Here is a 21,787-nt window from a genome sequence, read left to right as displayed (position 1 = left end):
GCTATTATTTGTTTGCACTGTATATCTCGACACAAATCTTTCTTTTTTCGATCTAAATAAATTTAGTTGCTCTGTCTCAAAGTAAGAGGGTATTTCTTCTTTCCCCTCTCCCCCTCTGCCTTTTGGTTAAGAGACTTCTACTCAAAAATAGACCCATACACGGAACTTTGACTAATGACACCGGATACACTCATAACCCCGGAAAAAATTTTCCTGGATGGAAAAACTTTTATTCCTGCCGAACAATTACCTATCCCGGAGTGGCCTTGTGTTGTGGCTGAAAGATCGCAACCGACACTGACGGTTAAAGATGATGATTTATTTTTTGTCACAGATACTATCGGGAATATTTCTGGCTGTTCCCTCAACGATGGCAATCCTAGTATGGGACTGTTTTGTTGCGATACGAGATTTCTTAATCGTTTGGAGTTGCAAATTGAAGGGCGATCGCCTGTACTTCTCAGTAGTACTGCTGAGAAAGGGTTTTCGCTCTCAGTTTTGTGTACTACCCCCAAAATCGACGATCGCCTGAAAGCTGAGACTATCGGAATTCGCCGAGAAATTGTGCTGAATGGCGCACTATTTGAAGAAATAGAAGTATCTAACTACAGCACAACCACTGTCAGTTTTGAACTAAGTATCAGCTTTGATGCAGATTTTGTTGATTTATTTGAAGTCCGGGGCTATGACAGAGAAAAACGAGGTCGGCTTTTACGCCTAGTAGAACCAACGACTGAGGAAGGAACATTTTCTCAGATCGATGGTGTTGCACTAGTACCCAAAGAGCCATCCGCCTTTAGGGAAGAATCCTTAACACTCGCCTATCAAGGTTTGGATGGCTCGGTGATGGAATCCCGGATTCTATTCCAGCATCGACAACCAGACTCTTTCAAGGGTTATACTGCGGTTTGGCAGCTAGAGTTGGCTTCTCACGAAACTCAAAAGCTGGGCTACCGAGTGAATATGTTGAAAAACAACCAGTCTAGTTCAACCGTCAGCGCCGCCACTACATTAGGACAGGCGAAAGCTGCTGAGTTGATGGAGGAGCAAAACTGGGTACAACAAATTACCCGCATTAGCTCAGATAAGAATACCTTCAATCGGGTGATTGAGCGGGCTGAACAAGATATGTATTTGTTGCGCCAATCTTTCGGGAAGTATAAGACTGTTTCCGCCGGAGTGCCGTGGTTTTCGACACTGTTTGGTCGAGATTCGCTGGTTACAGCTTCTCAAACTCTGATGTTAAACTCGGAAATTGCCAAGGAAACTCTGATATTACTGGCGACATACCAAGGTAAAATCGACGACGAATGGCGGGAGGAGCAACCGGGTAAGATTTTGCACGAGTTACGTTTGGGAGAAATGGCTCGTTGTGAAGAAATTCCCCATACACCCTACTACGGTACAGTTGATGCCACTCCCCTGTGGCTGATGCTCTATGCCGAACATTACGCTTGGACTCACGATCAAGAACTCCTAGAGCAACTTTGGCCCAATGCTCTAGCAGCAATGGAGTGGATCGATCGCAATAGCAAACAAACTAGCTACCTCAGTTACTTCCGTACATCTAAACGCGGTCTTGTTAACCAAGGTTGGAAAGATTCTGGCGACTGTATTGTAGACCACAAGGGAGAATTAGCCAATGGGCCAATTTCCCTCTCTGAGGTGCAAGCTTACGTCTATGCCGCAAAAATGCGCCTAGCAGAAATAGCTAGGATGAAGAAGCGGCTTGATTTGGCAGATCGTTGGCTAGAAGAGGCCAGAAATCTCAAGGTTCGTTTTAATCGAGATTTTTGGGTGGAAAACCATGATTTCTGCGCTCTGGCTTTGGATGGAGATGGCAAGCCAGTAGATAGTATTACCTCAAACCCCGGTCATTGTCTACATTTGGGACTTTTCACACACGAAAAAGCTCATAGTGTAGCAGAACGGTTGCGGGCACCAGATATGTTTAATGGTTGGGGCGTTCGGACTCTGAGTAGTTTGTCACCCGCTTACAATCCAATGGGTTATCACACTGGTTCGGTTTGGCCCCATGATAACGCTCTGATTGCAATGGGATTGCGATCGCTCGGTCTAATCGATCAAGCCTTAGAAATATTCCAAGGTTTATTCGATATGACTGAGCAGCAACCCTATCAACGTCCTCCAGAACTCTTCTGCGGCTACGAACGGAACGGTGATAATACCCCTGTGCAGTATCCAGTTGCCTGCACTCCCCAAGCTTGGGCTACTGGTAGTATTTTCCAACTACTGCAAATGATGGTGAACTTAGTGCCTGATGCTCAAAATAACTGCTTGCGAATAATTGACCCCGCTTTGCCAGAATCGATTAATCGCCTGTCATTTCATAATTTGCGAGTCGGCCCCACCATCCTCGATTTGGAATTCGAGCGTTCTGGTAGCACTACTGCTTGTCGCGTTGCGAAAAAACGGGGCAATTTACGGGTAGTTATTGAAGCTTAGAAAGGGAGTCGGGAGTAGGGAATTAATTTACTACTCCCTATTTTATGATTAGTGCGTAGGCGTAGCCCGTCGTAGACATCATCGCACAGTGCCATCCACTCCAACAACCAAGTGTTAGCCTGCTTCATCGCCAGTGTGTAGAGTTCTCAAAAGTTGCTCTGTAAGCTCGATCAATTCATATACAGAATTTTGCGTAATTTGTGTAGTTTTGAAGCCATGAGCAATAGAATTACGTAATAAGAGTGAATTCATTAGTAATTGATACTGAGATTTTGAAATTACACCTTCAATTGCTAATTGCTTCACCAAATAGAGTGGATCAAATCTTTGTAAACTTAGCTCCTCCTTTTGGGCTATAAGTCTCAAAGTTGCTTCTACCAAAGACCATGAATATAAGATAGCTGATTCTGGATGTTGCGTTATCAGTTGCCTTGTTACTTGCAACTGCGATTCTATTTCATGTTCTTGAAGAGAACCCTCTGCTTTCAGAGAATACATTATATCCTCTGGGTTGGTCATTACTAATTCAAATCTCCAACCAGGATGTTTTTCTACCGCTTGAGCTAAATTACGTAAGTCTTGATTAGAAGAAGAGTTCAGTGAGGAGCGTGACTTCACTTCAATAACTACATTTTCTTCTCCCCGACGTACTATCATGTCGGGGCGATATTTATTAAGGAAGTCAGGCAATTCTTCTGGATTTGGATGAAAAAAAACTTCGTAACCCTTTTCACTATACTCCTCTGCTAGTTTCAGCAATCGCTCTCTTTCTAAGTTTGCGGTTGGAGTTTCCATCAAATAATTACCTCCTGGTTAGGAGCATCAATTACCACAATATGTAAGAACTCATTGCCACGAGCAAAGCCTTCCGCCAATGTCGAGGTCATGTTTTCTATTCTAAAGTTACCTGACAAATTTCTCTTTCTAACTACGAGATCGCTTACTTGACGATCATCGTAGTATGCTAATTCTTTAAGTGCATCTTGAATAGGCTTCACTATATTGTCTACATCCATTTGATCGGAATCATAGAAATAGGTTATCTGGAGCATAACCCACCCAGTAGCTATTTTTTGTTCTGAAGACCAGTATTTTTTAGCTTCTTGTAGCACTGTCTTTTTCCAATCTTCAAGCCGATTGCCCTTACCACGCTTACGAGTCTGTTGTGATACTGGTGGCCCATCTACTATGAACTCAAATCTGGTCAATACACTTCTAAATAATAGATCATAAGTTATTCTATGCTAGTAACCAGCATCACCCTCAAGTCGCTCAAGATCATCTCGGAGTTGTTGTCCGATGTAAGCGCGAACTAATGGCTGATAACCAGAAAACCCAAGCAATGGTGCGACTCGCTTCAAATCCTCAATCACATCTTCGGGAATGCGAATTGTGACTGTAGTCATTGGACGATTTTTATCAAGTCGCTTTTTTAAGACTTCAGCTTTCATAGTATTCACGAGGACAACAAAATATTAACTTAGCAGCCTAAGTACGCGATCGCCTCAAATTCAAGAATGCTAATAAATGCTAAAAGAAGCGTTGAGGATGCAAAAACAACAATAATTTACACCCTAACTCCTAACTCCTAACTCCTAACTCCTAACTTTCTTACGCTTCTTCTGAATTGTCTCTTTTATGTCCTGGGGATGCTTCGTAAAGTGCATCGAGATGTTGACGCGCATCTTCAACGTTAATTGAACGCATTACCAAAAGTGGCTCTTTAATTAAGTTTCCGGCGCTATCTAATAACTCTGGATGGGGTACAAACTGTTTCTTTGATGAATAATAACCATAGTTGCCTTGATTATTCATTTGTGAGGAATTCGCCGGGTAAGTCCGCTCCCGATCAAAACTGAACATGATCAGGTTACGAATTAAGTTGCCAACAGCTATAAATGCAAGGATTGTAAAAGCCAGAATGTAAAGGAGATGTAACATTAGATTTTCCTCCAGGACAGGAATTTTTTAAACTTTATTTTGTAACGCTTTATTTCGCCGATACTGTGACTCACAGTTAAGACGAGTATTTTACGCACTCTTTGCGCGCTTACATCTATATGAAGCTATTTGTCAACCGTTATTCTACTTACGGTAACATAGGATACATTATATTGTTAATCCAAATAATGTTAAGAACTTGTTAAGATTTTTTCACTATCTCTTTGACGACTGATTTACCATCTTACGTAGACGCTTCCTCGGCAAGTCATTAGATATTGGTAAGTTATCTGCCAAAATTTAGCAGATGCTCATAGGTGCTGGTTAGACTTCACGTCCTTGACGAAAGCGCATTGCGACATTCCAGCATTCTGTTACTAATTGATGCCAAGGCATTAAGGTTGCCATCTCAATCCCGACTTGTTTATCAGTTGCATTAAACAGCATCTTTGCGGTATTTAGTTCATCTTGCGCTTGCTTAACCCGCAAGAGCAAGTCATATTGCTCTTGGTGACTCATAAATGATAGTTTCTCAGTTTCGAGTAAATGGCGCGATCGCGTAAACCAATGCTGAAAATCTTCTAGCAGGGGTTCTAAAACCGTTTTCAGCAACTCTGTCCCTGGTACATTTGAGTCTGGCATAAATGAGAGGCATATTTCAAACTTGCTTACTAATATTAACGTTATTTACGTTTCTTAACACTTTTCTGATTTCTCTCATAATTCTGACATGTAAAAATATGTAACAAAGAATACAGAATTTATTATATAGTTTTGATATCTGGTTTGTACAGTGCCTTTAGAGAGGCATCTATAGGTATATATGCCATCAAGTTGCAATTCATTAAGATAAATTAGCGATGTCTACGACGGGCTACGCCTACGCGTGCAATCCTGAATTGTGACACTCAGGTAAGGAATCAAAAATTTATCTTTATCCCCGATCACAAATTAAGTCAGTAGTTGGAAGATAGAGCTTAACTGGCAAAAATCAAAGTCGCTATAGTTAAATAAGCCTACAGATTCAGATAAATCACCTTTTGTAATCACTTCGCCAATGGTTCAGCAGCCAATGTCGCCAAATTCATCAAATCAATCACAACAGTCAGAACAAGTTGAAAAAATCTATTTACCGCGCACTAGCGAATCGGAGAACTTAAAAAAGATTCGCCACACTGCTTCCCATGTAATGGCAATGGCAGTACAAAAGCTGTTTCCCAAGGCACAAGTTACAATCGGTCCTTGGATTGAAAACGGTTTTTACTATGACTTCGACAACCCAGAACCCTTTAGCGAAAATGATCTCAAAGCCATCAAGAAAGAGATGGCGAAGATTATCAATCGTAAATTGCCAGTAATTCGGGAAGAAGTCAGCCGCGAAGAAGCCCAACGCCGGATTCAGGAAATTAAAGAACCTTACAAGCTAGAAATTCTGGCAGATATCAAAAACGAACCAATCACGATTTACCACCTGGGGAATGAATGGTGGGATTTGTGTGCGGGGCCTCATCTGGAAAATATCAGTGAATTAAACCCGAAAGCAATTGAATTAGAAAGCGTTGCTGGCGCTTATTGGCGTGGGGATGAAACTAAAGCCCAACTACAACGCATCTATGCCACCGCTTGGGAAAACCCAGAACAACTCGCTGAGTATAAGCGACGCAAAGAAGAAGCGCTGCGACGAGATCATCGCAAACTAGGTAAGGAACTGGGATTATTTATATTTTCCGATCTAGTAGGGCCGGGTTTACCTTTGTGGACACCAAAAGGCACTCTGTTACGGAGTACTTTAGAAGATTTCCTCAAGCAAGAACAGATAAAACGGGGTTATTTACCTGTAGTAACGCCTCACATTGCCAGAGTCGATTTATTTAAAACCTCTGGACATTGGCAGAAATATAAAGAAGATATGTTCCCCTTAATGGCAGATAATCAAGAAGATGCCGCACAGGAACAGGGCTTCGTCATGAAGCCGATGAACTGCCCCTTTCACATCCAAATATATAAGAGTGAGTTGCGCTCTTATCGGGAATTACCGATGCGACTGGCAGAATTTGGCACTGTTTACCGCTACGAACAATCAGGGGAATTGGGCGGTTTAACAAGGGTGCGTGGTTTTACTGTGGATGATTCTCACCTGTTCGTTACTCCAGAACAGCTAGATAGTGAATTCCTCAGTGTGGTGGATTTGATTTTGTCGGTATTCAATAGTCTGCAACTGAAGAACTTTAAAGCTAGACTCAGTTTCCGCGATCCTGCTAGTGATAAGTACATCGGTTCCGATGAAGTTTGGGATAAAGCCGAAGGTGCAATTCGCCGTGCGGTTGAAACTTTGGGGATGGAACACTTTGAAGGTATTGGAGAAGCGGCTTTTTATGGGCCAAAACTTGACTTTATCTTTAGTGATGCCTTAGATCGGGAGTGGCAATTAGGAACTGTACAAGTAGATTACAATTTGCCAGAACGCTTTGAGTTGGAGTACGTCGCCGAAGATGGTGTTCGTAAACGCCCAGTGATGATTCACCGTGCGCCTTTTGGTTCACTGGAAAGGTTGATTGGGATCTTAATCGAAGAATATGCAGGTGATTTCCCTTTGTGGTTAGCGCCAGTGCAAGCTAGATTACTACCAGTGGGCGATACACAGCTAGACTTTGCGAAAGATGTGGTGGCGAAAATGCGTGCGTTGGGAATCCGTGCAGAAGTTGATACCAGTGGCGATCGCTTGGGTAAACAGATTCGCAATGCAGAGAAAGAAAAAATACCCGTGATGGCTGTGGTGGGAGCGAAAGAAGTGGAAACCAACACCTTGAGTATCCGTACCCGCGCCTCTGGAGACTTAGGTAGTATTTCTGTCGATCGAGTTTTGGATAAATTACAAGAAGCGATCGCTAACTTCGATAACCTTCAGATCGATGTCACAAGTGCAGATTAATTTCAAATAGCAAACAGTCGGCTGGGTAATTCCCAGCCCCAAAAATTAACTGAAAAATCAGAATTAATGCCAGCTAAAGACATTTATCATGATTGTGTGAAAAATGCGCTCATCAAAGATGGGTGGAAGATTACTGATGACCCCCTTAGCCTCAAAATTGGTAAGAAGGATATATTTATTGATTTAGCAGCCGAGAAACTGTTAGCCGCAGAAAAACAGGGAAAGAAGATTGCTGTAGAAGTAAAAAGTTTTATTGGTATATCAGAAGTAGAAGACCTTAAAAATGCCCTTGGTCAGTACATATTGTACGAAAAAATTCTCCTACGAATTAAATGAAAAATGATTCTTTATTTAGCAATTTGTGACACAGTATTTATCAAAATATTTACAGAAGAAATTGGCAAAATTTTATTAGAAGACCAGACTCTAAAATTGATTGTATTCGATTCCCAAGAAGAGGTAATTACGAAATGGATAAACTAGATCATTACCAAAATATAATCCGTAACACACTTGCAGCATATCTCAATATCTCTTATGCAAATGCTAATATACGTAATCGAGCGGCATTTGACTCAGAAAATGATCAATATCTAATTATTTCTGAGGGCTGGGACGATAAACAACATCTACATAGCTGTTTAATTCATGTCGAAATAATTGACAGTAAAGTTTGGATTCAGTCCGATAATACCGAAAATGGTATTGCGAATGAACTCGTTCAAGTAGGTATCCCTAAAGAAGATATTGTTTTAGGATTTCACGAACCTAACGTTAGAAAATATACGGGATTTGCTGTTGCTTAGAAATTCAATATGTCGCGCCAGGACTGGGGACTGGAGACTAGTACCGCAAGGCGGAATTCAAAATGACGCTCGTAGACTCGCTCTAAGCGAAGCCATGCCGAAGGCTTTACGCTGCGCTAACAAAATTCAAAATGAATAGAGCATAAGGTTTTCAGAGATTTTGAATGGTATGTCTATTAACGCCGTGGTGTACTAGTACAAGAAGGCAAAAGTAAAAAGAAAGAATGCTTATTTTGTAAGCTTTCTGGCTATTTTAAATGGGTGGTTTATTTACTCCGTGTTGTACTAGGAAGAGTTTTCTTCTCGTGCGATCGCTGCGCGGATTACTGGCTAGCTAGTAGGTTTTGGCAAAGGTGCGATTTCTACGACTGGCTTCTCTACGAGACGCTACGCGTAGCTTGCTTCCCGAAGGGTACGCTTACGCCAATACGGTTCAGTTAGCGCCAAAAACCCCTCAGATGCGTAGGTTGGGTGGAGGAACGAAACCCAACATTTTCGCGGGTTTGTTGGGTTTCACTTCGTTCCACCCAACCTACGATTATCCTTAACTGAACCGTATTGACTTTAAAATCAAGGCTTACAGGCGATTATAAACTCAATTTCACCACTAAGACTCAAATGGTAATCATAATGCCTGTTATTATTGCCCAATAAGGGGTTCAAACTTATTTGCAGACATTTTTAGCATAACAGGTACGCAAGAGCCAAAGTTTTATCGCTATATCGGAAGTAGAAGACCTTAAAAATGCCATTGGTCATGCTCTTCCTAAACAGACTAGACTTGCATAATTTACTGTCAACAATTTTTGACTCACATCATGAACCGCCTTACCTCTATTTTATTCGCCGGCTTGATAGCATCTGCATCAGCTTTGGCTATTTCTCCAAAAGTTGATGCTAATACACCAGCGTCTTATCTTGCTCAGTTAGATAACTACAGCTATCAACGCAACGATGATGGTAACTACGAACGTCAGAGTCGTTACGACATAAATGGTGATTATGACCGTCAAAACAACCTTCGCAACATTCCTGACGATAATAATCGCTATGACCGCGATAATAACCGCCTTTATAACCGCAATAATAACCGTCGCCACGACCGCAATAATAACCGTCGCCATGACCGCAATAATAACCGCCTTTATAACCGCGACAATAACAGCCATGACCGCGACAATAACAGCCATGACCGCGACAATAACAGCCATGACCGCGACAATAACAGCCATGACCGCGACAATAACAGCCATGACCGCGATAATAACAGCCATGACCGCGACAATAACAGCCATGACCGCGACAATAACAGCCTTTATGACCGCGATAATAACCTTCGCAACACTTTTGACAACAACCCGTTATGAAGGCGATCGCGACTGGGGTCGTGGTTAATCCCTGTACCTGATCTGTTTCGCCTTAGCTTTTCTATATGACCAGGGGTTAGGCAAAAAGACACTGAAAATATGATATTTCGTAGGGGCAATTCATGTATTGCCCCTACATTTCTTTAGAATTAATTATTGATTTTTGAGTAATACAGTAAATATACTACCATTCGGATGATTATCTTCAATAGTAATTGTACCGGAATGTGCTTCGATCGCCATTTTACAGAAAGCCAATCCTAAACCAATTTGCGAAACTTCTGGCATCAGAGTTCCAGTTTCATACTTCTCAAAAATGATTTGTCGTAAGTCAATACTTACTCCCGAACCGGAATCAGCGACTTGCACTTTAGCACCTCCTGCTGCCAAATATTCTGCCCGTAGGGTAATTTGAGACTTAGATGGTGAGAATTTAATGGCATTGGAAAGCAAATTATCCACTACTCGACGAAAGATAACCGCATCTACTGCAACAATGCCACCAGGTTCGGGTAAGTAACTAATAAGAGTTAAGTTCTTTTGAGCAGCGATCGCCTCAATATCTGCGATCGCTGACATACACAAGGCACAAAGGTCTACTTCTGTGTAGTTGAGAAGCATTTTTCCAGATTCCAGCTTTGCCATGATCAGCAAGCTATCAATTAACGATTGTAGTTGTTGTCCAGCAAGTAAAATTTGATCGACTTTTCCTTGCTGCTGTTTAGGTGACAAACCTGGAAACCTCAGAATCTCTGCGCCTAAGACAATGCTGGTAAGTGGATTTCGCAGATCGTGTACAATCATATTTACCATGTCTTCTCGCAGTTTGAGCAATACCTGCATACTTTCGTATTGCTGCTTAATCCGCAACATAGAATGAACTCTAGCTCGTAATTCCACGCCATTGACGGGTTTACTAATAAAGTCATCTGCACCAGTTGCCAGACATCGAGCCAAATCTTCTTTATCGGTTAATGCCGTCACCATGATGATTGGCACGGCTTGCCATTGTGGATCGGCTTTGATGCGTTGGCAGACTTCCATCCCATCGAGATCGGGCATCATCACATCTAATAAAATCAGATCGGGCTGAAAATTATCGAGGCGATTTAGAGCTTGTTGACCACTAGGAGCATAGTATAGGTGGTAGTTTTCACTATCCAGCAAGGTTTCAACAACATCAAAGTTATCGGGTTCATCATCGATTACTAAAATAGAGGGTTGACTATCCATCGAGAATTTCCACTACCTTCCTAAAAGTTGTTGAATTGTGGCTACAAGCTGTTTAAGTTTTACTGGTTTAGTCAAATATTCGTTTGCTCCGGCTGCGAAACTTGTTTCGCGATCGCCAGGCATAGCTAATGCTGTAAGTGCAATAATTGGAATATCCAGAAATTGGCGATCGTTACGGATGCAGCGCATTGCTTCCAACCCATCCATTCCCGGCATTTGAATATCCATTACAATTAAGTCAGGGCGTTGAACTCTCACAAGCTCAATAGCTTGTTGTCCATTGTTAGCAAGAATGAGACGATACCCTCGACTTTCAAGATAGCCAGACATAGTATCAATATTTGCTTGATTATCTTCTGTCAGCAAAATCAAAGGAGTGTCTAGAACTGCTTCTGGCATTACAATGAGATTTGGCAAGTCAGAAGCATGCAGTTTCTCTATAGTTACCTGAAGTTGAGCGCGAGTAATGGGTTTGACCAGATATTCAAACGCTCCCTGTGTGAGTCCTTTGCTACGCTCATCCACAACTGAAATGATGATTGCTGGAATATCTTTGGTTTTTGGGTTGGCCTTGAGTTGATTTAGCACGTCCCAACCTGATAGATTAGGCAGTTGTAGATCCATAACGATCAGAGCAGGCTGAACACGCAGCACCTCTTCTACGGCTCCTTCACCTTGGGGATAAGTTATAGTTTGCATTCCCATTTCGCTGAAGTAGCGAGTAATTTGTTCAGCCGCCGCAACAGAATCTTCAATAATCAAAACTTGAGCATTCTCAGCAGGTAAGCGATATTTGGGCAAAAAAGCAGTTACCTGCGTGGTTAGAACATTATCGTTAGTGCGGTAGGGAATGCGAACAGTAAAACAACTTCCCTTTCCAACTTCACTACTAACTGAAACTGTTCCTCCATGTAGGGAAATAATCTGTTGTACCAGTGCTAAACCTAAGCCAGTACCACTGTACTGGCGGTTGAGGCTGCTGTCAAGCTGGATGAAGGGCTGAAACAGCTTGCCGATTTCTTTAGCGGCGATACCAATGCCAGTGTCAGTGATATGAAAGCATAGGTTTGAGGAAGAATTTACTTGCTCATCTCCCCCTACTCCCCCTACTCCCCCTGCCCCTCTGCCCCTCTGCCCCTCCGCTCCTTCCAGTCGGACTTCTAGCTTTACAGAACCCCCTTCTAGCGTGAACTTGACAGCATTACTTAACAGGTTGATTAGTACCTGACGCAGGCGGCGCTCGTCTACTTGGATGGTGTCAATATTCTCAGAAATATGAATATTAAGACGAATATGCTTTTTCAAAGCCATCTGCTTGATAAAAGCAAGGCTGGTATCACAAACACTTCTGACAGAAACATCACTCAATTGCAGTTCTAGTTTGCCAGATTCGATTTTAGATAAGTCTAGAATGTCATTGATTAGTTCTAGTAAATGTCTACCACTGCGCTCAATAGTGGCGATCGCTTTTGCTTGTCTTTCATTGATAGAACCAAATACACTTTCTTGTAAGCCCTCTGACATCCCCAAAATAGCATTGAGGGGTGTTCGCAGTTCATGGCTCATGTTGGCGAGAAATTCGTCTTTGAGGCGAGTGGCGCGGGCAAGTTCCACGTTGGTGTTAGCAAGTTTCTCATTGGTTTGCCGCAGTTGTGCCTCGGCTTGTTTGCGTTGTGTAATATCTTCGTGAGATATCAGTATGCCAATCACCTCACCTGCACTATTGGTCAGAGGAACTTTATTTATTCGCAGCCAGATTTGTTCGCCATTAGACTCTTCAAATGGCTCCTCGTAGCCTAGTTTCGGTGTTCTGCTATTCATCACCATTGCATCGTCTGCACAGTGGAGGTGTGCCCATTTTGACCAAGGTAATTCAAAGTCGGTCTTGCCAATAATCTCATTGACTGTCAGTTGAGAATGGCGGATAAATGCTGGATTGCAGCCAATAAACCTCGATTGGCGGTCTTTCCAGAAAACACGTTGGGGAAATGTATCCAGTACTGTTTGCAGCATTTTGCGTGATTCTTCCAGTGCTTGCGCGATTTGTTTGCGTTCACGTAGTGCAGCTTGCTGTTCGCGGATATCAAATAGAGTGGTGCGGCTGTATAAATAGTTCCCATCTACATCCTTGACGGCAGTGGCATTGATCAGCACTGGCAAAACCGTGCTATCTTTACAAATCATGTCAAGCTCCAAATCTTTTACCCAGCCTTGTTCTTTGAAATGAGGATAGTTTTGCGCGAAGGACAAGCGACTGGCTGGGGTGAGAAAATTATCTAGGGGTTGGCCAATCATTTCCTCACGGGTATAACCCAACCATTGCAGTTCAGTCTCGTTGATCTTGAGCAATCGGCCTTCGCTGTCGAGGGAATGGTAGCCACAAGGAGCATTATCGTAAAGGTCTTCGACGGCATGGGCATATTTCGCCAGTTTCTTTTGTGCCTGTTTGCGTTCACTGATATCTGTAACCCGTACTAGGTTCATGGTACGTCCGGCAACAGTAATGGGTTTAGCTGCAATGTTTCCCCAGAAAATTTTTCCTTGAAGAGTAACATATTCAATCTCTCGGCTCCAGACACCTTTTAACTGCATATCTATGACGATCGCATCCGTTTCGCTAGGAGTGAATGGCCGCAACTGGAGTGTTTGCCCATTAATATTAATCAATTTAGTTTTATCAACCGCCTCAAACATTTCCACCGCCCGCCGATTGCAATCCAAGGTAAGTAGCGTTTGCGGATCAACTAGAAAAATGGCATCAGCAGATTCGTTAAAAATTGCTTCTCGCAAATCCCGATTGTGGATGAGTTCTTGTTCGGCTTGTTTGTGGTCGCTAATATCATAGTTAACCCCAATCATGCGTACAGGTTCACCCTGCTGGGTACGTTTAATACCGTAAACTCCCCGTCCTTTTCCTGATATCCAGCGAATGCTGCCATCTTGCCAGACAACTCGATATTCCACAGCGTAATCGGTTTGTGTGGCGATCGCTTGTCTCAAATCCTGCTCAACCCATTCTCGATCCTCTGGATGTAACTGATTGAGCCACTTTTCATAAGTCCAGTTTTGATCGCTCACATCGGAACCAAAACAGCGAATTGCATTTTCACTAGCAAATATTTGATTGGTGATTGGGTTCCACTCCCAATAGCCTATACCAGCAACATTCAGGGTTAACTTGAGCTTTTCTTCACTGGCTTTTAGGGCTGCTTCTATCCGTTGGCGTTCTGCCTGTAATTGCTGATATGCAGTTCCTTGTTGAATGGCGATCGCTATTTGCACCGCCAGTTGATCCAACAGATCTAGTTCTACTGATTGCCAGTGGCGAGATGCAGTACATTGGTGAGCAATTAATAATCCCCATAATTGCTCTTTAACTAAAATGGGTACTACCAGATTGGCTTTGACTTCAAATTGTTCTAGAAGCTGCAAATGACAACTAGTTAAACCAGCCTGATAAATATCGTCGATCGCTCGTTTTTTTCCTTGGCGATAGTCACTTCCGGTTCCCTGTTGAAAGCAGGTGTCCAGAATTTGCTTTCCCATAGCCACCGTCCAACCAGGAAGCACTGACTCCGCGACAATTGTACCGCTCATATCTGGCTGAAATTGATAGACCACTACTCGGTCTGCTTGCAAAAACTGCCGTATCTCTGTTGCAATGGTATGCAGAATCTCTTCTAGTTTAAGAGACTGACGAATTCGTAAGGCGATCGCGGCAATCAGTTGTTGTTGTTCCCGACTTTGTTCTAATTGTCGAATTAGATGCATCCGTTCAACGGCATGATGAATTGCGCCTTGAAGAACTTCAGCCGTGAGTTTATCTTTAACTAGATAATCTTGAACAGCGCTTTTCATCGCTCGGATAGCGCTAATTTCATCCCCTTGTCCTGTCAGCATAATTACAGCAGTTTGGGTATGGCTATGGCATTCCCGAAATTGCTGAATAAACTTCAGCCCATCCTCATCAGGCAACGCAAAATCCAGCACAATCACATCTGGTATCTCCTGCTGACACCATTTCAGTGCTGGCGTTGCTGTCTCAAACTCCAAAATACGAGAGGTATACAGACTATCTTGCTGCAAGAACTGATAATATACTTCCCGATCTTGAGCGCAATCATCAATCAGCAGGATCGTGAGGCAACAAGGATGACTCATAAGTTAAAAATACAAACGCGATCGCGTTTCCAAAAAATTATATCTCGATTAACATCATGCTATTGGCTTGATGTTAATCGAGTAATTAATACCAAAGCTATCTCTCTCACCCCTTCAAGGGATGGAATCATCGCCGGTTTTGAGATCCCGAATAGACAAAATGCCTGAGATATCTCTATATTGCCCTTTAGCATGATGCGATCGCCAAATCCCAGAAAAATTTTTGCCTCCGTGTTCAGTATGAATAAAATTCGTAATCATACCTAAGAATCCTCTGAAAGCTTTCAGTAAATTTGCTGCTAGTAAAATTCATTTTTCAATGGTCAGACTAGCAGCGTCAAAACCTTTTTTTTAGCGCAATGTCTAGGTTGGGCTGCGCCTACGCAGTGATTTTTATCATCAGCCAGATTGCCATTAAAGTTTTAGATCGTCGATTTCATTGGCTTGTTCTCCAGCATCCTTCTATAAAATCTCCTCAGTTCTACGGATGATCTAGATTAGTGCCTCAGTATTTCTTCTCGAATTTCAAAATATCCCTTCTAGTAAATACTCTCAATTTAATCAAAAAAAATTCCTATTTTTCCTCGATTACTTTTTTGTTTAAATCCTGAATAATAAACCTATCAGTTACCAATCCGACATCAATTCCCTGGATTGAGAATAAGTCTGACTGTCAAAATACTAATAGAATCTGGCGTGATGGTAAGTGTTGGGATTATGAACATATTCCGATGTTTTAAAGCTTAGTAATTTACTAAAATTATAGTTATTCCTTAGCTTCAATACCTGGCCTTATAGTTAAACCGCATCTACCTTTAAAACATAGTTTTTTAAATAAAAAATCTGATAAATCAAGCCAATACCAATAACACAATTGTTAGAAAACCCATGTTTTTAACATATATAAACTCTATTTAAATAGTATAAAATTTACATAAAAATCATAATAAAATTAATCCTAGAAAACACTGATGCTTTTCAAAAAAATATAAGTCAAAATATTGATTACATCTTTTATAAAGAAAGATATTTTTTTTCAAGGCATCTATACATAATGTTTATTAACTCTCTCAGTTCTGATAATTTACAACAGACTATCATTCGTCACCCGCTCATTGTTAACTCTGAGATTCTGCTTCCCGATGTGATTGCACTGATTAATGAAGCACAAGCTAATTGTCATAGCTTGCCAAACAAAAATAGCAATTCTTTGACAAACTCCAGTAAAGATATAGACAGTGTTGCATCTCAAGCTGCCAGTTGTGTTTTAGTTATGGAAAACTCGCAGTTGGTAGGGATACTTACACAACGAGATTTAATTAAACTGACGGCACAAGGAAAGAATCTAGAGGGAATCAGCGTTTCCCAAGTGATGACAAGGGAGCTAATAACACTGAAGTTAAAAGATTTTAAAGATGTTTTTACTGCATTACATTTGCTAAGGCAACATCGGATTTGCCATCTGCCCATTGTTGGCGAACAAGGAGAATTAATTGGATTGGTTACTCCTACGAGTTTGCTGACAGTTTGTATTCTACAAGCAGAAATCTACAATTATACACGAGTTAAACTTTTAGAACGCCAGAGAATTGAGGCAGAACTGCGATTGGAGCGTAATTTTGTTTCTACCATTTTGAATCTAGCAGATGCTTTAGTTATTGTATTAGATTCTCAGGGAAGAATTGTTCGTTTTAATCATACTTGCGAACAAGCTACAGGTTACGCATTTGATGAAATTAAAGGAAGATTTGTTTGGGATGTCTTGCTGTTACCTGAAACAACAGCATGTATCAAAGATATTTTTCAAGATTTAGCAACCAAAGAATTTCCTCAACGTTATGAAACTTCTTTAGTTACTAAAGATAGCGATCGCCGCTTAATTTCTTGGTCAAATAAAGTCTTACTTAATCGGGATAATCAAGTTGAGTATATCATCTGTACAGGCATTGATATCACTGAAAACCGAAAATCACAAGAGGAACTCCAGCAGACTCGCAACTTTTTACAGTCAATGATTAATAATTTGCCTGTAGCCGTCTTTGTTAAAGATGCCAAACCAGAAAGTTTTGGGAAATTCAAGCTCTGGAATCATACCTGCGAAAAGATTTTTGGTATTACCGCAGAACAAGCTATTGGCAAAACAGATTACGAATTCTTCCCAAAAGAACAAGCAGACTTTTTCTACCAAAAAGACCTAGAAACTTTTGCTAGCGGTGTACCTCAAGATATTTCTGAAGAACCTATTGATAGTCACAGTTTTGGCAGAAGAATTTTACACACGACGAAAATTCCTTTGTATGACAAAGACCAACAGCCTGAATACCTGTTATGTATTTCCGAAGATATTACAGAATACAAACGAGCAGAAAAAAATCTGCATCAAGCAAAAGAGCATTTACAAACAGTTTTAGATGCAGTGCCAGGGTTTGTTTCTTGGGTAAATAATGATGGGTATTATTTAGGAGTTAATCGCCATTTAGCTGAAAGTTTTAACCTGACTACCGATGCTTTTGTTGGTCAAGAATTGGGCTTTATGGAAAACAGCCCACACTTTACAGAATTTATGCGTGAATTTTTAGATAGTCAAAATGTAGCAGATTCTCAGGTTATTAATGTCCAAATAAACGACAAAACACACAATTACTTACTAGTCGCTCAAAAATATCAACAAAACACAGCTGCGGTTGCAATCGGAATTGATATTACAAAACGAAAACAAGCTGAAATAGCCTTACAAAGTTTGATAGAAAGTACAGCTTCTACAACTGGACGTGACTTTTTTCCAGCATTAGTTGAGCATATTTCTTCTACTCTAGATGTTCGTAACACTTTGGTGACTGAATTAATTGATGGGCAAATTCACACTTTAGGATTGTGGTCTGATGGGCAGTTACAACTCAATATTTCCTACGATCCAAAATCAACTCCTTGTGAAATTTTGCTCAAGCAAGGATTTTATTACTGTGGTTCAGGAATTCAGCAACTCTTTCCTAATTCTGAAATATTGACTGCAATGAAAGCCAAAAGTTTTATGGGAGTTATTTTAAGTGATGATTTTGGTCAACCGATTGGCTCACTATGCATCATAGATGAAAAATCTATACCTGACCAACAAAAATTTGAAGGAATTCTCAAAGTATTTGCAGCCAGGGCATCTGCTGAACTGCAAAGACAACGAGCGCAAGAAGCTCTACAAAAACTTAATCAAGATTTAGAAGTCAGGGTTCAGCAACGCACTTTAGACTTACAAAAAAGTGAGGCAGAACTTAGTGCTATTTTTAATCAAGCAGCCGTGGGAATTAAACTAGAAACTTTAGATGGTCGTTTTCTGAAAGTTAATCAAAAGTTGTGTGAAATTATTGGCTATAACCAAGCAGAAATTCTGAATAAAAGTTTTACTGACATTACACATCCAGAGGATATACAAGCCCATCTAAATAAATTGCAAAAATTAATAGCAGGAAAGGTAGAAACATTTTCCATAGAGAAGCGCTATTTACATAAAAATGGTGATTCAATTTGGATAAATCTAACAGTTTCTCTAATTCGAGATCCTATTGGTAAACCTATTTATGTGATTGGGGTAGTTAAAGATATACGCGAACGCAAACAAGCTGAAGAAAATATTTGTAAGGCTTTAGCAAAAGAAAAAGAACTCAGTGAGTTAAAATCTCGTTTCATTTCTATGACTTCCCATGAGTTCCGAACCCCTTTAACTGTAATTACTTCATCTGCCGGCATCTTAAAAAATTTTAGCCATAAACTAAATGAACAACAAAAGCAGAAACATCTCCAGTGCATTCAGACTTATGTTCAACACACTACTCAACTTTTAGATGATATTTTGCTAATTAATAAAGCTGAAGCTGGAAAATTAGCATTTGAACCCACTTCTACTAATTTGGTTCAATTCTGTCGCTCTTTGGTAGAGGAAATTCAACTCAGTTCTCCCAAGCATACTCTAGCTTTCTGTCCCCAGTACTTGGGTAATTTATCAATAGATGATCGCTTTATGACTTGTATAGACAAGAAACTTTTGCGACAAATACTGAGTAATTTGCTTTCAAATGCTGTCAAATACTCACCAGACAGCAATAATGTTCAAATTGATTTATTAGTTCAAGATCAAAGGGCAGTTTTTCTAATTAAAGATGAAGGTATTGGTATTTTACCAGAGGAACAGCAGAATTTATTTGAACCATTTTACCGAGCTAGTAATGTTGGTAATACGCCAGGAACAGGATTAGGCTTGGCAATAGTCAACAATTGTATAGATATTCATAGAGGAAGAATTAGCTTTGCTAGTCAAGTCGGAGTCGGTACGACATTTCGGGTAGAACTGCCACTAACCATAACCAATGTCATCCAGGAAAAATATCTCGATATGTTATTAGTAAATAATTTTAGGGAACAATAAACTAAGGCATATTATTTGGCATCCCATATAGTTTACCAAATCGTTAAGATGGAAAATCTGTTTTAGCAGCTATATTTACTATGTCTATACAGAGAAAAAATCGCCTAGCAAAAATCACTACTTAAATAAACAATGAGCAAGAAAATATTAGTAATTGAAGATGAAATTCAAATTTCTGTAAATGTCCAACAGATTTTAAGTTTGTCAGATTTTAATGCTATTACTGCAAATAATGGTTTAGAAGGATTACGACTTGCTAAAACAGAAAAACCAGACCTGATATGTTGTGATATTATGATGCCTGAACTTGATGGTTATGGTGTACTGACAGCCTTACGCCAAGATCCATTAACTGAATCTATCCCAGTAATTTTTCTAACTGCAAAAGCAGATCGTGATGGCTTACGCCAAGGTATGGAGTTAGGAGCCGATGATTACCTGACAAAACCTTTCTCTCCAAAAGAACTTTTGAAGGCAATTAAGATTAGATTGGCTCGGATAGAAAAACCAACTTTAATCAAACAACAATATGAACAAACACATCAACAAAATGCCAATATGAAGCAGCAGATAGAAGTAAATTCACAAAAATTACAAGAAAGTCAACACCTAGCAGAAATATGCAATGAGGTTTTAAAAAAGCTTTTACAAGACTTAGGTAATCCGCTTTCAAATATTAATATGGCAATCTATATGCTGAAGAAAGCTCAATCGGATGTTGAGCGCGATCGCTACTTGAATATCCTACAACAAGAGTATGCTAGAGAAATGCTGCTTTTGAATGAAATGAAGAATTTACAAACACTATTAACCCCAGAAAATGCCAAAATAATGCAAAAGTTCCATTTGCTGAACCATAGTAAATAGTAGATAATTCTGGCTCTCCCAGAGTTGGGTTGATAGAATAACACTAAAAAACGGCTAAAACGATTGATATAACAAGGTTTGTCTAAAATAGAATCAAAAATTTAATAAAATTTTACTTTGTTCCTCTTGAATCCCTAACTATCTAAGGATTTAACCTGATATCAAGTATTAATTTGTTATAACTAGTCTAGGAGAGGCATAATTCTAGAATGATTAGATGGCAATACTTTGGCCATGAATGGAATTATAAAAGTTAATTTTTCTTTTTAAGAACGGTAAACTTTGTATATATTTCAGATCATTCTAGACCAATGAAAATAATCTTTTTATTTTTACTAATCGTAGATGAATACAATTTTAGTCATAGAAGATGAGCCCCAAGTCAGAGTAAACATTCAGGAAATTTTACAACTTTCTGATTTTGAAACTTTGATAGCTGCAAACGGTAAAATTGGCTTAGAAATTGCTCAAGCAAAATTACCAGATTTAATTATCTGTGACATTATGATGCCTGATTTAGACGGCTATAGCGTGCTTTCTGCTCTGCGTCAGAATGAAGCAACTACCAATATTCCTTTAATATTTGTTACTGCTAAAGCAGAGCGTTCAGATTTTCGCCAAGGGATGGATTTTGGCGCTGATGATTATTTAACTAAACCATTTACTCCTGAAGAACTACTCGGTGCGATCGCTTCTCGTCTTGATAAGCACGCTTCGACTGAACGCCAAGCTCAAGCCAAACTAGACGAACTCAGAATGAATATTGCTCATTCATTACCTCATGAACTAAATACTCCCTTAAATGGTATTCTTGGTATGTCACAGTTGTTAATGGAAAATTGTGGCATGATGCCTGGCTCTGAAGAAATCGAAATTGTAGAATTAATTTACACCTCTGCCAATCGCTTGAATGAATTAGTTAAAAGGTTTTTACTATATAGTAATCTGGAATTAATCGCTAAAAATCCTAAAAAAATACGTCAAATCCAAGAACAAAGAGATAAATGTCTTGCTGAGAGAATTATTAGTGAAGTCGCTCTCAAAAAAGCTACAGACAACTGTAGGCAAAAAGATTTAACTCTAGATATCCAAGAATCTACAGTACAACTGCCAAAAGAAAATTTAAGTATTCTTATTGAAGAATTACTTGAGAATTCTTTTAAATTTTCTTTCCCAAGTAGCGAAGTTCAAGTTAAGAGTATAGTGAAAGATAATAAATTTAATTTATATGTCATTGATAATGGTAAAGGAATAACAATTGAAGAAATTGATAAAATTGGAGCCTTTGTACAATTTAATCGAAAGTCATGGGAACAACAAGGCTCTGGCTTAGGACTGGCTATTGTTCAGCATATTGTGAAATTATATGGTGGGGAATTTACAATTGATAGCATTCCTGAAAAAAGAACTATTGTAAATGTTTGTTTGCCCTGCTAGGATACGCTGGCAATCCGATTAGGCAGGGGGCAGGGGGCAGGAGGAAGAAAGGTACAAACCTTGTGCCTTGTTGTGGGCAAGAAGAAACACATAGGACTTACGCACTCATGACGAAAAACTAACGTAAGATTCTAGTCCGTGCATAAGTCTTGCTAAAGTA

Annotated in this window: 15 protein-coding genes and 2 pseudogenes; 8 read left to right on the top strand and 9 right to left on the bottom strand. The window is 40.1% G+C overall.

Annotation, left to right across the window (positions count from 1 at the left end; genetic code table 11):
- The first annotated feature begins 174 nt into the window (after positions 1 to 174).
- Positions 175 to 2,466, top strand: a complete 2,292-nt coding sequence (locus tag V7K76_RS20365) for an amylo-alpha-1,6-glucosidase (protein ID WP_334950870.1) — start codon at positions 175 to 177, stop codon at positions 2,464 to 2,466.
- On the opposite strand, the gene V7K76_RS20360 is transcribed toward V7K76_RS20365, so the two are convergent.
- From V7K76_RS20360 to V7K76_RS20335, 6 genes and pseudogenes are all read right to left on the bottom strand, one after another.
- On the bottom strand, positions 2,463 to 2,594 hold the full coding sequence (locus V7K76_RS20360) for a hypothetical protein (RefSeq protein WP_334950868.1): 132 nt from the start codon (positions 2,592 to 2,594) through the stop codon (positions 2,463 to 2,465). The genes V7K76_RS20365 and V7K76_RS20360 overlap by 4 nt on opposite strands.
- A complete protein-coding gene (locus V7K76_RS20355; protein ID WP_334775290.1) occupies positions 2,581 to 3,261 on the bottom strand; it encodes a hypothetical protein in 681 nt (226 codons plus the stop codon). The genes V7K76_RS20360 and V7K76_RS20355 overlap by 14 nt, the downstream gene beginning before the upstream one ends.
- Positions 3,261 to 3,674: a RusA family crossover junction endodeoxyribonuclease gene (locus V7K76_RS20350; RefSeq protein WP_334775291.1), complete on the bottom strand. Its 414-nt coding sequence runs from the start codon at positions 3,672 to 3,674 to the stop codon at positions 3,261 to 3,263. Before V7K76_RS20350 ends, V7K76_RS20355 begins: the two co-directional genes overlap by 1 nt.
- Before the next feature lie 48 nt (positions 3,675 to 3,722).
- Positions 3,723 to 3,917: pseudogene (locus V7K76_RS20345) on the bottom strand (hypothetical protein); the annotation flags it as partial.
- A 160-nt stretch (positions 3,918 to 4,077) separates the two neighbouring features.
- Positions 4,078 to 4,407, bottom strand: coding sequence for a DUF2973 domain-containing protein (locus tag V7K76_RS20340; protein WP_334775292.1), 330 nt, complete (start codon positions 4,405 to 4,407; stop codon positions 4,078 to 4,080).
- 324 nt (positions 4,408 to 4,731) lie between these two features.
- Entirely contained in the window at positions 4,732 to 5,049 is a 318-nt protein-coding gene (locus V7K76_RS20335; protein WP_334775293.1) for a DUF2605 domain-containing protein, read from the bottom strand.
- Positions 5,050 to 5,464: 415 nt separating this feature from the next.
- On the opposite strand from V7K76_RS20335, the gene thrS reads away from it, so the two are divergent.
- The 4 genes and pseudogenes from thrS to V7K76_RS20315 all read left to right on the top strand — a co-directional run bounded on the left by thrS (position 5,465) and on the right by V7K76_RS20315 (position 9,512).
- Complete coding sequence (gene thrS / locus V7K76_RS20330; protein ID WP_334775294.1) at positions 5,465 to 7,339, top strand: threonine--tRNA ligase; 1,875 nt, start codon at positions 5,465 to 5,467, stop codon at positions 7,337 to 7,339.
- A gap of 66 nt (positions 7,340 to 7,405) precedes the next feature.
- A pseudogene (locus V7K76_RS20325) lies at positions 7,406 to 7,822 on the top strand (XisH family protein).
- On the top strand, positions 7,810 to 8,145 hold the full coding sequence (locus tag V7K76_RS20320) for a XisI protein (protein ID WP_334775295.1): 336 nt from the start codon (positions 7,810 to 7,812) through the stop codon (positions 8,143 to 8,145). The pseudogene V7K76_RS20325 and the gene V7K76_RS20320 overlap by 13 nt, the downstream one beginning before the upstream one ends.
- 818 nt (positions 8,146 to 8,963) lie before the next feature.
- A complete protein-coding gene (locus tag V7K76_RS20315; protein ID WP_335029977.1) occupies positions 8,964 to 9,512 on the top strand; it encodes a hypothetical protein in 549 nt (182 codons plus the stop codon).
- A 153-nt stretch (positions 9,513 to 9,665) separates the two neighbouring features.
- On the opposite strand, the gene V7K76_RS20310 is transcribed toward V7K76_RS20315, so the two are convergent.
- The 3 genes from V7K76_RS20310 to V7K76_RS20300 form a co-directional block, all read right to left on the bottom strand.
- Positions 9,666 to 10,745: a hybrid sensor histidine kinase/response regulator gene (locus V7K76_RS20310; protein ID WP_334775297.1), complete on the bottom strand. Its 1,080-nt coding sequence runs from the start codon at positions 10,743 to 10,745 to the stop codon at positions 9,666 to 9,668.
- Positions 10,746 to 10,757: 12 nt separating this feature from the next.
- A complete protein-coding gene (locus V7K76_RS20305) occupies positions 10,758 to 14,906 on the bottom strand; it encodes a response regulator (RefSeq protein WP_334775298.1) in 4,149 nt (1,382 codons plus the stop codon).
- A 114-nt stretch (positions 14,907 to 15,020) separates the two neighbouring features.
- On the bottom strand, positions 15,021 to 15,167 hold the full coding sequence (locus V7K76_RS20300; RefSeq protein ID WP_334775299.1) for a hypothetical protein: 147 nt from the start codon (positions 15,165 to 15,167) through the stop codon (positions 15,021 to 15,023).
- Between the two features lie 793 nt (positions 15,168 to 15,960).
- On the opposite strand from V7K76_RS20300, the gene V7K76_RS20295 reads away from it, so the two are divergent.
- The 3 genes from V7K76_RS20295 to V7K76_RS20285 all read left to right on the top strand — a co-directional run bounded on the left by V7K76_RS20295 (position 15,961) and on the right by V7K76_RS20285 (position 21,627).
- The gene (locus V7K76_RS20295) at positions 15,961 to 19,323 is read left to right on the top strand and encodes a PAS domain S-box protein (RefSeq protein ID WP_335029976.1); all 3,363 of its coding nucleotides are present in this window, start codon (positions 15,961 to 15,963) and stop codon (positions 19,321 to 19,323) included.
- 132 nt (positions 19,324 to 19,455) lie between these two features.
- The gene (locus V7K76_RS20290) at positions 19,456 to 20,190 is read left to right on the top strand and encodes a response regulator transcription factor (protein WP_335029975.1); all 735 of its coding nucleotides are present in this window, start codon (positions 19,456 to 19,458) and stop codon (positions 20,188 to 20,190) included.
- A 345-nt stretch (positions 20,191 to 20,535) separates the two neighbouring features.
- Entirely contained in the window at positions 20,536 to 21,627 is a 1,092-nt protein-coding gene (locus V7K76_RS20285) for a hybrid sensor histidine kinase/response regulator (RefSeq protein ID WP_334775302.1), read from the top strand.
- Positions 21,628 to 21,787 lie beyond the last annotated feature (160 nt).

The organism is Nostoc sp., assembly GCF_036917975.1.
Taxonomy (GTDB): Bacteria; Cyanobacteriota; Cyanobacteriia; order Cyanobacteriales; family Nostocaceae; genus Nostoc.
Note: the sequence above shows the minus strand (reverse complement) of the source record. Positions and strands in the feature narration are given on the sequence as shown.

Bases quoted from the DNA above. Each gene is read 5' to 3' on its own strand.
- V7K76_RS20365 (WP_334950870.1), top strand. From the start codon at position 175: ATGACACCGGATACACTCATAACCCCGGAAAAAATTTTCCTGGATGGA.
- V7K76_RS20360 (WP_334950868.1), bottom strand. From the start codon at position 2,594: ATGAAGCAGGCTAACACTTGGTTGTTGGAGTGGATGGCACTGTGCGAT.
- V7K76_RS20355 (WP_334775290.1), bottom strand. From the start codon at position 3,261: ATGGAAACTCCAACCGCAAACTTAGAAAGAGAGCGATTGCTGAAACTA.
- V7K76_RS20340 (WP_334775292.1), bottom strand. From the start codon at position 4,407: ATGTTACATCTCCTTTACATTCTGGCTTTTACAATCCTTGCATTTATA.
- V7K76_RS20335 (WP_334775293.1), bottom strand. From the start codon at position 5,049: ATGCCAGACTCAAATGTACCAGGGACAGAGTTGCTGAAAACGGTTTTA.
- thrS (WP_334775294.1), top strand. From the start codon at position 5,465: ATGGTTCAGCAGCCAATGTCGCCAAATTCATCAAATCAATCACAACAG.
- V7K76_RS20320 (WP_334775295.1), top strand. From the start codon at position 7,810: ATGGATAAACTAGATCATTACCAAAATATAATCCGTAACACACTTGCA.
- V7K76_RS20315 (WP_335029977.1), top strand. From the start codon at position 8,964: ATGAACCGCCTTACCTCTATTTTATTCGCCGGCTTGATAGCATCTGCA.
- V7K76_RS20310 (WP_334775297.1), bottom strand. From the start codon at position 10,745: ATGGATAGTCAACCCTCTATTTTAGTAATCGATGATGAACCCGATAAC.
- V7K76_RS20305 (WP_334775298.1), bottom strand. From the start codon at position 14,906: ATGAGTCATCCTTGTTGCCTCACGATCCTGCTGATTGATGATTGCGCT.
- V7K76_RS20300 (WP_334775299.1), bottom strand. From the start codon at position 15,167: ATGATTACGAATTTTATTCATACTGAACACGGAGGCAAAAATTTTTCT.
- V7K76_RS20295 (WP_335029976.1), top strand. From the start codon at position 15,961: ATGTTTATTAACTCTCTCAGTTCTGATAATTTACAACAGACTATCATT.
- V7K76_RS20290 (WP_335029975.1), top strand. From the start codon at position 19,456: ATGAGCAAGAAAATATTAGTAATTGAAGATGAAATTCAAATTTCTGTA.
- V7K76_RS20285 (WP_334775302.1), top strand. From the start codon at position 20,536: ATGAATACAATTTTAGTCATAGAAGATGAGCCCCAAGTCAGAGTAAAC.